Source organism: Phyllobacterium sp. 22229, from assembly GCF_052056495.1.
Classification (GTDB): Bacteria; Pseudomonadota; Alphaproteobacteria; order Rhizobiales; family Rhizobiaceae; genus Phyllobacterium; species Phyllobacterium myrsinacearum.
The window spans coordinates 22,682-35,726 of record NZ_JBQEPA010000005.1 but is presented as its reverse complement, the minus strand read 5'-3'; the positions used below and the strand labels follow the sequence as shown (position 1 = coordinate 35,726).

Here is a 13,045-nt window from a genome sequence, read left to right as displayed (position 1 = left end):
TACGCGAGTTTGAATTATCCGGCCCTAACTAACGGGCTTTTGTGCAACGGGCAATGCGGCGAAGGATGTCAGGGTCATCGATGCGGGTTTTGGGCATAGAAACAAGCTGTGACGAAACGGCGGCGGCGGTCGTTGAGCGCGATCACAACGGCCAGGGACGGATTCTGTCCAGCGTGGTTCTCAGCCAGATTGACGATCATGCACCCTATGGCGGCGTCGTGCCCGAGATTGCCGCACGTGCCCATGTGGAAGTGCTCGACCGGCTGATCGGGCAGGCGCTGCATGAGGCTCACATGACCCTGGACGAGGTGGATGCGGTGGCCGCAACCGCTGGTCCCGGCCTGATCGGCGGCCTGATCGTCGGCCTCATGACTGGCAAGGCCATTGCCATGGCGGCGCAAAAGCCGTTTTACGCCATCAATCATCTCGAAGGTCATGCCCTGACCCCCCGTCTCACCGACCAGATCGATTTTCCCTATCTGCTTCTCCTTGTTTCCGGCGGCCATACCCAGATGGTGCTGGTCAAGGGCCTCGGTGACTATGAACGGCTTGGCACGACCATCGACGATGCCCTCGGCGAAGCCTTTGACAAAACAGCAAAACTGCTTGGCTTGCCCTATCCGGGTGGCCCCGAGGTGGAGAAGGCGGCGTCTCTGGGTGATCCCAGCCGCTTTTCCCTGCCAAGGCCGCTCAAGGGCGAGGAACGGCTCGACTTCTCCTTCTCCGGCCTGAAGACAGCCGTGCGCCAGCTGGCAACCACACTGGAACCGCTGTCGCAGACGGATGTAAACGATATCTGCGCCGCGTTTCAGGCCGCTGTTGCCGATACGCTGAATGACCGCGTATCGCGCTCGCTTGCCCGTTTTCGCGCCAGGTTTCCCGGTGTGAAGGAACCCGTGCTGGTCGTCGCTGGCGGCGTTGCCGCCAACAAGGTCCTGCGGACCTGCCTGCAGGACCTGTGTTCCGGCAACGGCTTCCGCTTCATTGCGCCGCCCATGGCGCTGTGCACCGACAATGCCGCGATGATCGCCTGGGCCGGGGTGGAACGGGCCGGGCATATGGCCGCCGATTCGCTCGATATCGCGCCGCGGTCGCGCTGGCCGCTGGACATGCAATCCGCCCCCCTGATCGGCGCCGGGCGTCGAGGAGCCAAGGCATGAGTCCCACGCACAACATTGCGGTTCTTGGCGGCGGTGCCTGGGGTACGGCCCTTGGCGCCATGGCAGCGCACAATGGACACAGCGTGCGCCTTTATGCCCGCGACGCCGCCAGTGTTCATTCCATCAACGCGCTTCACCGCAATGAAACTTACCTTCCGGGCATAGATCTGCCAGCGCCGTTGACCGCCAGTACGGACGCAGCGAGTGTTCTTGCGGGCAGCGATTTCATTCTTTGCGTCATTCCGGCGCAGGCCATGGCCAGCGCTCTTGAGGAGCTGAAGCCCCTGATCCCGAGAGCCGTGCCGCTGATCATCTGCGCCAAGGGCATTGATCGCAAACGCGGTCTGCTGATGTCCAGCCTGGTCAGGGAGATCATCCCGGATCAGCTCATCGCGGCATTGTCCGGACCGAGCTTTGCCAGCGACGTGGCAAGGGGCCTGCCGACCGCCGTCACCGTTGCCGCCGAAAGCCAGACCGTAGCTGACCGAATCGCGCTTGCCCTTTCGGGTCCGGCATTCCGCTGCTATTCGACGGATGACCTTGTCGGCGTCGAGATCGGCGGCGCGCTGAAGAACGTGCTTGCCATTGCCGCCGGCGCCGCCATCGGCCGGGGATTTGGCGCGAGCGCACAGGCGGCGCTGGTGACCCGTGGCTTTGTCGAACTGCGGCGTGTGGGTCATGCACTTGGCGCCCGGCCGGAGACGATCATGGGCCTTTCCGGCCTCGGCGATCTGCTGCTCTCCTGCTCGACATCCCAGTCGCGCAACTATTCCTACGGCCTTGCCCTTGGCCGCGGCGATGACCTGACCGGCAGGCCGCTGGCGGAAGGCGTGGCGACGGCAGCCATCGCCGCGGAGCTGGTCGCCCGGCACTCCATCGAAGCACCCATCATCGAAGCGGTTGCGCGCATTCTGGACCGCAGCATTACCATTGACGAAGCGGTCGAAGCCCTGCTTGCAAGACCGCTGAAAAACGAAGATTAGAAATCTGATTGTCCGTATCGGAGAAACCGAATGCTCTATGCCCTACTTTGCAACGACAAGCCTGGCCATCTGCAGGTGCGTCTTGATACCCGCGCCGCGCATCTTGACTATCTCAACGGTCTCGGCGACCGCCTGAAATTCGCTGGGCCTTTCCTTGGAGACGATTCCAAGCCCAACGGCAGTCTGGTTGTGATCGACGCCGCCGATGTCGCCGGCGCCCGGGAAATCGCTGCAAACGATCCCTATGCCAAGGCTGGCCTCTTCGCATCGGTCGATATCCGCCCATGGAACTGGGCAATCAAGAATCCAGACAGCAAATAGGTTCAAACATGGCATTCTGGCTTTTCAAATCCGAACCCGACGCGTGGTCCTGGGAGAAACAGAAGGAAGCGGGCGCCAAGGGCACCGAATGGACCGGCGTGCGCAACTATCTCGCGCGCAACAATATGCGCGCCATGCAATTGGGCGATAAAGGTTTCTTCTACCATTCCAATGAAGGCCTCGAAGTGGTTGGCATCGTCGAGGTCTGCGCGCTGGTGCACCATGATTCGACCACGGACGATCCCCGCTGGGAGTGCGTCGACATCCGTGCGGTAAGGGACGTGCCGAAACCGGTCACGCTCAAGGACGTCAAGGCAAACCCCAAGCTGGAAAAAATGGCCCTCGTCACCTCGATGCGCCTTTCCGTGCAGCCGGTCACTCCGGACGAATGGGAGGAAGTTTGCCGCATGGCCGGGCTTGTTCCCGCACCGCAATGATGGCCCGTCATGGATGAGCAGGCGCTTGATCCGAACAGCGAACGCTACCGGCGCTTTGTTCGGGCGAATACCACGTTGCAGGCGCCGCCCCATGTGCCGGAGATAAACCTGCATCTGGCCGATGAAGCCCATGACCTCTGGCACAGGACGGAAGAGGAACTGGCGACCATTGGCCTACCGCCGCCCTTCTGGGCTTTTGCCTGGGCCGGCGGCCAGGGCGTCGCACGTTATGTCCTCGATCATCCTGATACGGTGAGGAACAGGACTGTTCTGGATTTCGCCTCCGGCTCCGGTCTTGTCGGCATCGCCGCCGCAATGGCCGGTGCAGCGCGCGTCACATCCTGCGACATCGACCCCTTCACCCGTCCGGCCATCAATCTCAACGCCGATGCCAACGGCGTCGCGGTCGAAACCCTCATTCACGATCTGATCGATACGGACCATGATTGGGACGTCGTCCTGGCTGGTGACGTCTTCTATGAAAAGCCGCTCGCGGACCGGCTTATCCCGTGGTTCACGGCGCTCGCCGCGCGCGGCGCAACCGTGATTGTCGGCGATCCCGGCCGCTCGTATTTTCCGAAGAACCTGCTGGAGGAACTGGCAGTCTATGCGGTGCCGGTGACCCGAATCCTCGAAGATTCCGAGGTAAAGCGCACCACCGTCTGGCGGTTCCGCTATTAGCGGGACTCTAGCGCAAAACCCGGATAACCGTTTCCGGTGACAGAAATGGCAGCAACCGGTCCATATCCCGGCGATTCAGGGCAATGCAGCCCTCCGTATGGGTATAGCCGGGCCGGGCCAGATGAAAGAAGATGGCACTGCCGCCAGAACGGCGCCGCGGCTTGATGTTCCAGTCCATGACGATGCAGATGTCATAGAGATCGTCCTTGCGCCACATGGTTTCATGGCTGGCGCCGTAGGGAATGCGCACCTTGCGATTGTAGTTGCGATCATCGCCCACTTCGCACCAGCCATCCGCACGGCGCAGCGCGCGCAAGTTGAGCCCGGTCGGCGCAATCACCCGCTTGTCAGGGCGCTTGAAGCCATAGAGCAGACGCATGCGCGCCAATGGCGTTCCCCCATCGCCCTCCCGTTTGAACGCGGTGATCCCGCCTTTCCCCAGGGCGCAGTGCAAAACCATCTGGCCGGCAATCAGTTGTCCGCGGCTGCGGTGGCCGGGCTTGCGGCGAACATCGATCATTTTCAACGCTGTACGACTCATACTTGCCTCATAAAAAGCATTTTTATGTCAGACTGATGCGCCGCATAAGCAATATCAAGCCGGTCCTCTTTCTTTCCGGAACAATTCGACTTAAATTCCAACCACTTCTTTGCACGGGCGGGAAACCATATGACAGCACGCACCATTCTTATCGTCGATGATGATACTGATCTTCGCGCCATCCTGGTTGAGCAGCTGAGCCTCTATGAAGAGTTCCAGATCATCGAGGAAGACAATGCGACCAAGGGTATCCAGTCCGCGCGCAATGGTGTCGTCGACCTCCTGATCATGGATGTGGGCCTTCCCGACATGGACGGGCGGGAAGCGGTCAAGCTTTTGCGCAAAGGCGGGTTCAAGGCGCCTGTAATCATGCTCACGGGCCACGACACTGATTCGGATACTATCCTCGGCCTCGAATCGGGCGCCAATGACTATGTCACCAAGCCATTCCGTTTTGCGGTGCTTCTGGCGCGCATCCGCGCGCAATTGCGCCAGCACGAGCAGAGTGAGGATGCGACCTTCGTTGTCGGCCCTTACACCTTCAAACCCGGCCAGAAAATGCTGATCGACGCCAAGGGCGGCAAGATCAGGCTGACGGAAAAAGAAGTCGCCATTATCAAGTATCTCTACCGCGCCGGCGGCAAGGTCATCACCCGTGATGTGCTGCTGGAGGAGGTCTGGGGCTATAATTCCGGCGTGACGACCCACACGCTGGAAACACATGTCTACCGGTTGCGACAAAAAATCGAGCACGATCCGTCGAATTCGAGCATACTGGTTACCGAAAGCGGGGGATACAAACTCATTCCTTGATGCCGATCAGGTGAATCTAGGTATATGTCTGTTCTTGCATGGCAATTGAAGATGATATTCGCATTCTGGAGACAGTGGGGCTGTTCGGGACATTCACCCGCGACCAGTTGCGTCTGCTTGCCTTTGGTACCGAGCGTCTTGTTCTAAGGGAAGGCCGCGAGCTTTACCGCGAGGGCCAGTCCGCCGATTGCGCCTATGTCATCGACCGGGGAACCATTTCGCTGTTCCGCGAAGGCCAGTCCGGGCGTGTCGTGCTCAAGAGTGTGGGCCCCGGCGCGGTTCTCGGCGAAATGGCGATCATTGCCCAGACCAAGCGCCTCACCAGCGCCATGGCCGACACCGAAACCGAAGTCATCCGGCTCAATCGCTCGCTGTTCCGGCGTATTCTTGAGGAGTACCCGGAAATTGCCGCCGCGCTCCACACCCAGATTTCCGCCGACCTGAATGAAATGATTGCGGAAATTACCCGGTATGAGCACCTGTTCGGCGGCGAGTAGCCGCCGGATCACTCTCTAATCCAGATTGAACCGGGCAATGACCGGCACATGATCGGACGGACGATCCCATCCGCGCGCTTCGCGAAGCACCGTGATGCTGGCAAGATCGTTCTCCAGATCCGGCGACCCCCAGATGTGATCGAGACGGCGGCCGCGATCCGCCGCGGCCCAATCGGCAGCACGGTAGCTCCACCACGTATAGATCTTTTCGTGCGGCGGAATATAATGGCGCATCAGATCGCTCCAGCCGCCGTTCTTGCGCAGGGCCTCGAAAGTCTCCGTCTCGATCGGCGTATGGCTGACCACTTTCAGCAGCTGCTTATGCGACCACACATCCGTTTCGAGCGGCGCAATGTTCAGATCGCCCACGAGCAACGAGGCATGGCCATCGCCATAAACGGCATTCATCGCCTTCATCTCTTCCAGGAAGCCGAGCTTGTGCGCGAATTTGGGATTGATAGCCGGATCCGGTTCGTCACCGCCCGCGGGCACGTAGAAATTATGGATGCGCAGCCGCTTCGATCCGGCCATGACAATCGTGCTCAGATGACGGCAATCGGCAATGTTGCAGAAACCCACCCGGGCGGGCTCCGACAAAGGCCGCCGCGAGAGCGTGGCGACGCCGTGATATCCCTTCTGGCCGCTGATCTCGATATGTTCGTAGCCGGCCATGTGGAAGGCCTCGCGCGGGAAGAGATCATCGGGGCATTTCGTTTCCTGCAGGCACAGAACATCCGGCTGGTGATCCCGCAGGAACTGCAGGACCAGATCAAGACGCAGGCGCACGGAATTGATGTTCCAGGTGGCAACGGAGAAAGGCATGGGGGAGAAATCTCGCGATAGAATGGATTGACGCGAGCCTAGACCATCTTTGCAGCGATTGAAAATCGAAAGGCCGCTCGTCCACACGCGATTGGTGTGACGACGCGGCCCTGAAAGATGAAGCGGTCAGCGCTTCATGGCGATGCGCGTGTAGTCGATCGTGAACATGTCCTTGGCGAACTTCACGTCCTTGCGGACATTGGTGATCATGACCGTTGTATCCAGGCCCTGCGCATCAGTGATCGTCCACTGGCGCAGCTCATAGGTCTTCGGATCGAACATCATCGTGATGGTGGAATTGCCAAAGACGGATTTGTCGCCGAGAACGATCGTCGTCATGTCGGGCTCTTCCTTGACGGACTTCACCCGGTCGCCGGTCAGATCGATCTGGTCGGCAAGCAGCAGCTTCAACGGCGTCTTCGACAGGGGATAGAGATCCCAGGTATCGAGCTTGCGATTGTTGATCACGACGGATTCACCATCGGAAATCACGCGGATCGGCGATGGCTTGTTGTAGGTGAAGCGAATCTTGCCCGGCCGCTCGATATAGAACGTGCCTTCGGTTTGTTCGCCGCGCGGACCGAACTGAACAAAGTCGCCGGTCATCGTCTTCACGCTGGAAAACTGGTTGGCGATCTGCTGGGCTCCGTTGATGGCGGCAGGTGCCGCCTGGGCGCTTGCCTGCCCGGAAATGCCAGCTGCACCGAGAAGCAGCGCCATGCCAACCACGGAAGCCGCAGCACATGTCCGGGCAAACGTGCCAATCGTGCGAAGCGAAGCTTTGGTCGTTGTCATGATGTTCAGTCTCCTGTCTTATTCTCTTGCTGTATACCCGGTCAGTTTGACCTGACTATGGCCGAGAAACGGCGGGAAACCGCAACTTGTTCCTCAATTTCGCAACGCATCGGCGGGCACACCGGTTACGTAACGCTGCATCATGCCGTTATGTAGTCATTCGGTGCGCCCGTTACAGGACGGGCAGACGAAAATGCTACGTAACGGCGCTTAAAAATCATCGTCCTGTGTCGGCACGAGAATGTCACGCTTGCCCGCATGGTTGGCAGGGCCGACGATACCCTCCTGCTCCATACGCTCGATGATCGAGGCTGCCCTGTTGTAACCAATGCCGAGGCGGCGCTGGATATAACTGGTAGACGCCTTCTTGTCGCGCAGCACCACGGCAACGGCCTGGTCATAGGGATCATCCGAATCTTCCAGATTGGACGTCCCGGCCGGGCCGCCGCCCATATCGTCTTCCTCGTCCTCTTCCGTGATCGCATCGAGATATTCGGGGACGCCTTGCAGTTTCAGATGATTGACGATCTTTTCCACTTCGTCGTCACCGACAAACGGCCCGTGCACGCGCTGGATGCGGCCGCCGCCGGCCATGTAGAGCATGTCGCCCATGCCGAGCAGCTGTTCGCCGCCCTGTTCACCCAGAATGGTGCGCGAATCGATCTTGGAGGTGACCTGGAAGGAAATGCGGGTTGGAAAGTTCGCCTTGATCGTGCCGGTGATGACATCGACAGACGGGCGCTGTGTTGCCATGATCACGTGAATACCGGCAGCACGGGCCATCTGCGCAAGACGCTGGACAGCCCCTTCAATGTCCTTGCCGGCCACCATCATCAAATCGGCCATTTCGTCGATGATCACGACGATATAGGGCATGGGCTGCAAATCCAGCTCTTCGGTCTCGTAGACCGCCTCGCCCGTTGCCCGGTCGAAACCGGTCTGCACAGTCCGGGCAATCCGCTCACCCTTCTTCTGCGCCTGTTCGACCCGCTGGTTGAAGCCGTCGATATTGCGCACGCCGACCTTGGACATCTTGCGGTAACGGTCTTCCATCTCCTTGACGGTCCATTTCAGCGCAACCACGGCCTTCTTCGGATCGGTGACGACGGGCGTGAGCAGATGCGGAATACCGTCATAGATCGACAGTTCCAGCATCTTCGGATCGATCATGATCAGGCGACACTGCTCCGGGGTCATGCGGTAGAGCAGCGACAGGATCATGGTGTTGATGGCGACGGATTTACCCGAGCCGGTGGTGCCGGCAACGAGCAGATGCGGCATCTTCGCCAGATCGGCGATGACAGCTTCGCCATTGATGGTCTTGCCCAGCGCCAGCGCCAGCTTGGTCTTGGTCTGCTCAAAATCCCGGCTGGCCAGCAATTCCCGCAGAAAAACCATTTCGCGGGTCTGGTTTGGCAGTTCGATGCCGATGGCATTGCGGCCCGGCACGACGGCAACACGCGCTGCAATGGCGCTCATCGAACGGGCAATGTCATCGGCCAGCGTGATGACACGCGAAGACTTGATGCCCGGAGCCGGTTCCAGCTCGTACAGCGTTACGACAGGACCGGGGCGCACATGGATGATCTCCCCCCTGACGCCGAAATCTTCAAGCACACCCTCGAGCAGCCGCGCATTCTGCTCAAGCGCTTCCTTCGAAAGACTGGGGTTGCGGACCACGTTCTTCGGTTCGCTGAGGAAATGCAGCGGCGGCATTTCAAATTCGTCGGATTTGATCAGGGATGTCTGGGCTTCGCGCTGTATGCGCGCACCGGTCTTTGGAGCCGGGGCGGGTGTGGCGATCCGAGCCTTGCCGCCGGGTATTGCTGCCGGGCGCGCGGGCGCTGCCTGCGGCGCCCAATCATCCACCTCATCCTCTTCGCTGAACGCGATCGGATCATAATCATCGGGTTCGTGCCCGAAACCATCATTGCCGATGTCGATTGACGGCGCCTCAATGCGCGGCGCTTCGTCATAGAAACCTGGCTCCCGGCGCGCACCGTTCTGCCGTGCCCCGTTCTGCCGTGCCATCGGGGTATCGGCAAACAGATCATCGTCATTGTGCCGTGCCGCGGCACTGCGCGCACCGCTGTAAAGCCCAGCACTGCGCCCGAACAGGCGGCGGAACAGCGCCTTGATGCTGAGGAACCAGTGGGTCAGCGCGCCGAGCGCCAGCCAGCGGCCACCCTCACTTTCCTCATCATCCTCGTCCTCGTCGTCAAAATCCTCTTCCTGTGCCACGTGACGGCCGGACTTCTTGGCCACGACCGGCTCGCTGTCACGATAGGTCAGACCGCTGGCAAAGCCGAAGACCCACAGCGTCGGCAAAGCGAGGACGGCGACCAGGATCATGGCCAGACCGCCACGCGGGAATGTTCCGGTGAAGATCGCCGGAATTTTGAGAACCATGTCACCAAAGACACCGCCGAGGCCGATCGGCATCGGCCAGCTTGCGGGGATGGTGAAGCAGCCGGCAATGGCCGCCGCCATCAGCGATGCGCCGAACCAGGCAATCGCCCGCCGCGGCAAACGGTCGACCCCCCTGCCGGTCAGCATCAGACCGCCCCAGAACAGCGCCGGCATGAGTGCGACAACGGTCGAAAGGCCGAAGAACTGCATGCCGAGATCAGCAAAAACCGCGCCGGCATAGCCAAGGGCGTTGCGAACCGGATTGGACGTGGCGTGGCTGAAGCTCGGATCGATCACGTTCCATGTCGCAAGGCTGCCAATGGCAAAGGCAACGAAGCAAAACAGGGCCAATCCCCAGACAATCTGGATCTGTCTGCGGAAAAGGGTCGTCAACCCGTGCCGGTTTTCCTCGATCGCATAGGAGGCTGAATATCCTTGACGCATGAAATCTCGCCCTAGTAAACGCACGCACGGCGGTCGTGAGTAACCGCAGATTCGATTCCCACGTTACGGCGCGGATGGTTAAGGGGGCATTAACCATGGCGAGCACGAGCGAAATTACATTGGCGGAGCTGCCATCCCGGGTTCGACAAGCTTGCCTGCCTCAACAAAAAAGGCCCGGAAAACCGGGCCTTTCTCAGTTCCTGTCAAAAGCCGCCCATTAATTGTGGTAGGCCGCTTCACCGTGGGAGGTGAGATCGAGACCGATGGACTCGGCTTCAGCGGTCGGACGCAGTCCGACAACGACATCGACGATCTTGTAGAGGATCAGCGAACCCAAACCGCTCCAGACCAACGTGACGAGCACGGCCTTGATCTGCACGAACACCTGCGCACCCATGGTGACGCCTTCCGCATAACCGACACCGCCAAGCGCCGTGCTGGTGAAGAAGCCGGTGCCGATGGCGCCGATGATACCGCCAATGCCGTGCACGCCGAAGACGTCGAGGCTGTCGTCATAGCCGAGCTTCGGCTTCACCACGGCCACCATGTAGTAGCAGATGATGCTGGCGATGGCGCCAAGGAAGATGGCGCCAACCGGACCGACGGTTCCGGCAGCAGGCGTTACGGCAACCAGACCGGCAACAACACCGGATGCGGCACCCAGCATCGAAGCCGTCTTGCGGGCAAGCGCTTCGATGACAACCCATGCAATGATCGCACCGGCGGTTGCCGTGAACGTATTGATCATCGCCAGCGTCGCAATGCCGTTGGCTTCGAGAGCCGAACCGGCATTGAAGCCGAACCAGCCGACCCACAGGATTGAGGCGCCGATCATGGTAAGCGGCATCGAGTGCGGCGCCATCATGTCACGGCCAAGACCGGCACGCTTGCCGATGACGAGAGCACCCACGAGACCGGCAATACCGGCGTTGATGTGAACGACGGTGCCGCCGGCAAAATCAAGCGCACCCCAGCTGTAGATCAGACCATTGGAATCCCAGACCATATGGGCAATCGGGAAGTAGACGAACGTGACCCACAGGATGACGAACAGGATCGTCGCCGAGAATTTGATGCGTTCGGCAAAAGCACCGACGATCAGCGCTGGCGTGATGGCGGCAAAGGTCATCTGGAAGCAGATGAAAACGAATTCGGGAATACCGACACCCTTGGTAAAGGTTGCAGCCGTCGAAACCGGTGTCACACCGGAAAGGAAAACCTTGCCAAGGCCACCCCAGTAGGGGCTGGTGCCGCCGCCGAAGGCGAAGGAGTAACCGTAGAAAACCCAGATGATCATCACGACGGCGGCAATGCCCGTGCACTGCATCAGCACGGAAAGCACGTTCTTGGCGCGCACGAGGCCGCCATAGAACAGGGCAAGGCCCGGAACGATCATGAACAGGACGAGGACACTGGAGATCATCATCCAGGCCGTGTCGCCTTTGTTGACAGTCAGCGCAGCGGCTGCGGCAGTATCCGCTGCGGCTGGCGCCGCCTCCTGAGCGAGCGCGGCCAGCGAACCGAATGCGGTCAGCGCCAGCGAACCCAGAAGGGTACTGCGCACCGCGGATGTCAGACTGGTTGGAATTTTCATTATTTTCTCCTTAAACCCCAAATGACTCAAAGCGCATCGGTGTCAGTTTCGCCCGTACGGATACGGACGGCCTGATCAATGCTGAGAACGAAAATCTTCCCGTCACCGATCTGGCCGGTTTTGGCGGCCGTGGTGATGGCTTCAACGGCGGTGTCGACGAGCTCTGACGCGACAGCCACTTCCACCTTCAGTTTGGGAAGAAAGCTGACGGCGTATTCCGCGCCACGATAAATCTCGGTGTGCCCTTTCTGGCGGCCGTAACCCTTCACCTCGGTGACGGTCAGGCCCTGGATGCCGACAGCGGTAAGTGCTTCGCGCACTTCGTCCAGCTTGAACGGCTTGATGATGGCCATCACAATTTTCATTGACTATACCCCTGCGCTAGCGCGGTACCCCTCAGGTGGAATTACCTGAACGGCAGCAACCCGCGTTGAACCCATCCCCTAAGCCTTGATGGCCCTTGGCGACTGGTGAGGAGTATTCAAGTTCCGTGCCAGACTCGAAAAATAATACTAAGGCATTGATTATATATGGATATTTTTATCACTTCGGCAGTGCACAATACATTATCCGGCAACATGCCTAAAATTTAGGCAATTCAATCCGCGTGGTCGAATTTCACTCGGCCGGATGCACACGAATTAGGCCTTCCTGCGCCGTCGAGGCAATCAGAGTGCCATCCCGGCTGTACAAAGCGCCACGGTTGAACCCACGGGCACCAGCCGCACTCGGGCTATCGGCCGTATAAAGCAGCCAGTCATCGAAATTGAAGGGCCGGTGGAACCACATGGCATGATCGAGGCTCGCGACCTGCAAATCCCGATCAAAAATCGAGCGGCCATGCGCATAGAGCGAGGTATCCAGCAATGTCATATCCGAGAGATAGGCCAGAACCGCAGCCTGCAGGGCGCGATCCTCAGGTACAGGACCAGTTGTCCTGATCCAGACATTCTGCTCTGGAGGCAGCTTTTCCCGCGTGAAGTAATGCGTCAGAGACAGGGGTTTCATCTCGATCGGACGGTCCTGCTCCCAATATTTGCGCACATTGGCTGGCGCGTTCTGCAGATACTGCTCCTTGAGGTCCTTGTCGCTCATCAGCTTTTCCGGCGCGAGAACGTCGAGGGGCATCGGCTTTTGATGCTCAAGTCCTTTTTCCTCGATCTGGAATGACGCCTCGAGCGAAAAAATCGCATGCCCGTGCTGGATCGCCACCACGCGCCGGGTGGTGAAACTCGCGCCGTCGCGGATGCGGTCCACCTCGTAGATGATCGGCACTTTCGGATCGCCCGCACGCATGAAATAGCTGTGCAGGGAGTGGACATGACGCTCGGGATCGACCGTGCGCTGCGCCGCCACCAAAGCCTGGCCGATGACCTGACCGCCAAACACCCGCTGCCAGCCAACCTGCGGGCTGCGACCTCGAAACAGGTTGTGTTCAAGTGTCTCAAGGTCGAGTATGGACAAAAGCTCTTTCATGGCATCAGACATGACGGGCGCGACTCCTGTTCGTACGGTCGGCATAATAGTGCCTGAATCCGCTTGCAACAG

Annotated in this window: 14 protein-coding genes; 7 read left to right on the top strand and 7 right to left on the bottom strand. The window is 59.6% G+C overall.

What is annotated here, in order from left to right:
• Positions 1-80 precede the first annotated feature (80 nt).
• Genes tsaD through ACTJJ7_RS07345 form a run of 5 tightly spaced genes read left to right on the top strand, consistent with a single transcriptional unit; the run spans position 81 to position 3,582 of the window.
• Positions 81-1,160 (top strand): tRNA (adenosine(37)-N6)-threonylcarbamoyltransferase complex transferase subunit TsaD, encoded by a 1,080-nt coding sequence (tsaD, locus tag ACTJJ7_RS07365; protein ID WP_130271230.1) that lies wholly within the window; start codon positions 81-83, stop codon positions 1,158-1,160.
• Complete coding sequence (locus ACTJJ7_RS07360) at positions 1,157-2,143, top strand: NAD(P)H-dependent glycerol-3-phosphate dehydrogenase (RefSeq protein ID WP_440966334.1); 987 nt, start codon at positions 1,157-1,159, stop codon at positions 2,141-2,143. Before tsaD ends, ACTJJ7_RS07360 begins: the two co-directional genes overlap by 4 nt.
• Before the next feature lie 30 nt (positions 2,144-2,173).
• Positions 2,174-2,464 (top strand): YciI-like protein, encoded by a 291-nt coding sequence (locus ACTJJ7_RS07355; protein ID WP_105734243.1) that lies wholly within the window; start codon positions 2,174-2,176, stop codon positions 2,462-2,464.
• An 8-nt stretch (positions 2,465-2,472) separates the two neighbouring features.
• A complete protein-coding gene (locus ACTJJ7_RS07350; RefSeq protein ID WP_105734242.1) occupies positions 2,473-2,901 on the top strand; it encodes an EVE domain-containing protein in 429 nt (142 codons plus the stop codon).
• A gap of 9 nt (positions 2,902-2,910) precedes the next feature.
• A complete protein-coding gene (locus ACTJJ7_RS07345) occupies positions 2,911-3,582 on the top strand; it encodes a class I SAM-dependent methyltransferase (RefSeq protein ID WP_440966331.1) in 672 nt (223 codons plus the stop codon).
• 7 nt (positions 3,583-3,589) lie between these two features.
• On the opposite strand, the gene ACTJJ7_RS07340 is transcribed toward ACTJJ7_RS07345, so the two are convergent.
• Positions 3,590-4,123, bottom strand: coding sequence for a L,D-transpeptidase family protein (locus ACTJJ7_RS07340; protein ID WP_130271235.1), 534 nt, complete (start codon positions 4,121-4,123; stop codon positions 3,590-3,592).
• Positions 4,124-4,252: 129 nt separating this feature from the next.
• Between ACTJJ7_RS07340 and ACTJJ7_RS07335 the strand changes: the two genes are divergently transcribed.
• Positions 4,253-4,936 (top strand): response regulator transcription factor, encoded by a 684-nt coding sequence (locus ACTJJ7_RS07335; RefSeq protein ID WP_091879514.1) that lies wholly within the window; start codon positions 4,253-4,255, stop codon positions 4,934-4,936.
• Positions 4,937-4,974: 38 nt separating this feature from the next.
• The gene (locus ACTJJ7_RS07330; RefSeq protein WP_105734239.1) at positions 4,975-5,433 is read left to right on the top strand and encodes a cyclic nucleotide-binding domain-containing protein; all 459 of its coding nucleotides are present in this window, start codon (positions 4,975-4,977) and stop codon (positions 5,431-5,433) included.
• A gap of 15 nt (positions 5,434-5,448) precedes the next feature.
• On the opposite strand, the gene ACTJJ7_RS07325 is transcribed toward ACTJJ7_RS07330, so the two are convergent.
• The 6 genes from ACTJJ7_RS07325 to tesB form a co-directional block, all read right to left on the bottom strand.
• Entirely contained in the window at positions 5,449-6,255 is an 807-nt protein-coding gene (locus tag ACTJJ7_RS07325) for an exodeoxyribonuclease III (RefSeq protein ID WP_440966329.1), read from the bottom strand.
• Positions 6,256-6,381: 126 nt separating this feature from the next.
• Entirely contained in the window at positions 6,382-7,050 is a 669-nt protein-coding gene (locus ACTJJ7_RS07320) for an outer membrane lipoprotein carrier protein LolA (protein ID WP_440966327.1), read from the bottom strand.
• 210 nt (positions 7,051-7,260) lie between these two features.
• The gene (locus ACTJJ7_RS07315) at positions 7,261-9,903 is read right to left on the bottom strand and encodes a DNA translocase FtsK (RefSeq protein ID WP_440966325.1); all 2,643 of its coding nucleotides are present in this window, start codon (positions 9,901-9,903) and stop codon (positions 7,261-7,263) included.
• 217 nt (positions 9,904-10,120) lie between these two features.
• Complete coding sequence (locus ACTJJ7_RS07310; protein WP_105734235.1) at positions 10,121-11,497, bottom strand: ammonium transporter; 1,377 nt, start codon at positions 11,495-11,497, stop codon at positions 10,121-10,123.
• 26 nt (positions 11,498-11,523) lie between these two features.
• A complete protein-coding gene (locus ACTJJ7_RS07305) occupies positions 11,524-11,862 on the bottom strand; it encodes a P-II family nitrogen regulator (protein ID WP_105734234.1) in 339 nt (112 codons plus the stop codon).
• Between the two features lie 253 nt (positions 11,863-12,115).
• Positions 12,116-12,985 (bottom strand): acyl-CoA thioesterase II, encoded by an 870-nt coding sequence (tesB, locus tag ACTJJ7_RS07300; protein ID WP_105734233.1) that lies wholly within the window; start codon positions 12,983-12,985, stop codon positions 12,116-12,118.
• Positions 12,986-13,045: the final 60 nt, after the last annotated feature.

Bases quoted from the DNA above. Each gene is read 5' to 3' on its own strand.
- ACTJJ7_RS07320 (WP_440966327.1), bottom strand. From the start codon at position 7,050: ATGACAACGACCAAAGCTTCGCTTCGCACGATTGGCACGTTTGCCCGG.
- ACTJJ7_RS07350 (WP_105734242.1), top strand. From the start codon at position 2,473: ATGGCATTCTGGCTTTTCAAATCCGAACCCGACGCGTGGTCCTGGGAG.
- ACTJJ7_RS07315 (WP_440966325.1), bottom strand. From the start codon at position 9,903: ATGCGTCAAGGATATTCAGCCTCCTATGCGATCGAGGAAAACCGGCAC.
- ACTJJ7_RS07360 (WP_440966334.1), top strand. From the start codon at position 1,157: ATGAGTCCCACGCACAACATTGCGGTTCTTGGCGGCGGTGCCTGGGGT.
- ACTJJ7_RS07310 (WP_105734235.1), bottom strand. From the start codon at position 11,497: ATGAAAATTCCAACCAGTCTGACATCCGCGGTGCGCAGTACCCTTCTG.
- ACTJJ7_RS07330 (WP_105734239.1), top strand. From the start codon at position 4,975: ATGGCAATTGAAGATGATATTCGCATTCTGGAGACAGTGGGGCTGTTC.
- ACTJJ7_RS07305 (WP_105734234.1), bottom strand. From the start codon at position 11,862: ATGAAAATTGTGATGGCCATCATCAAGCCGTTCAAGCTGGACGAAGTG.
- ACTJJ7_RS07345 (WP_440966331.1), top strand. From the start codon at position 2,911: ATGGATGAGCAGGCGCTTGATCCGAACAGCGAACGCTACCGGCGCTTT.
- ACTJJ7_RS07340 (WP_130271235.1), bottom strand. From the start codon at position 4,123: ATGAGTCGTACAGCGTTGAAAATGATCGATGTTCGCCGCAAGCCCGGC.
- ACTJJ7_RS07355 (WP_105734243.1), top strand. From the start codon at position 2,174: ATGCTCTATGCCCTACTTTGCAACGACAAGCCTGGCCATCTGCAGGTG.
- ACTJJ7_RS07335 (WP_091879514.1), top strand. From the start codon at position 4,253: ATGACAGCACGCACCATTCTTATCGTCGATGATGATACTGATCTTCGC.
- tsaD (WP_130271230.1), top strand. From the start codon at position 81: ATGCGGGTTTTGGGCATAGAAACAAGCTGTGACGAAACGGCGGCGGCG.
- tesB (WP_105734233.1), bottom strand. From the start codon at position 12,985: ATGTCTGATGCCATGAAAGAGCTTTTGTCCATACTCGACCTTGAGACA.
- ACTJJ7_RS07325 (WP_440966329.1), bottom strand. From the start codon at position 6,255: ATGCCTTTCTCCGTTGCCACCTGGAACATCAATTCCGTGCGCCTGCGT.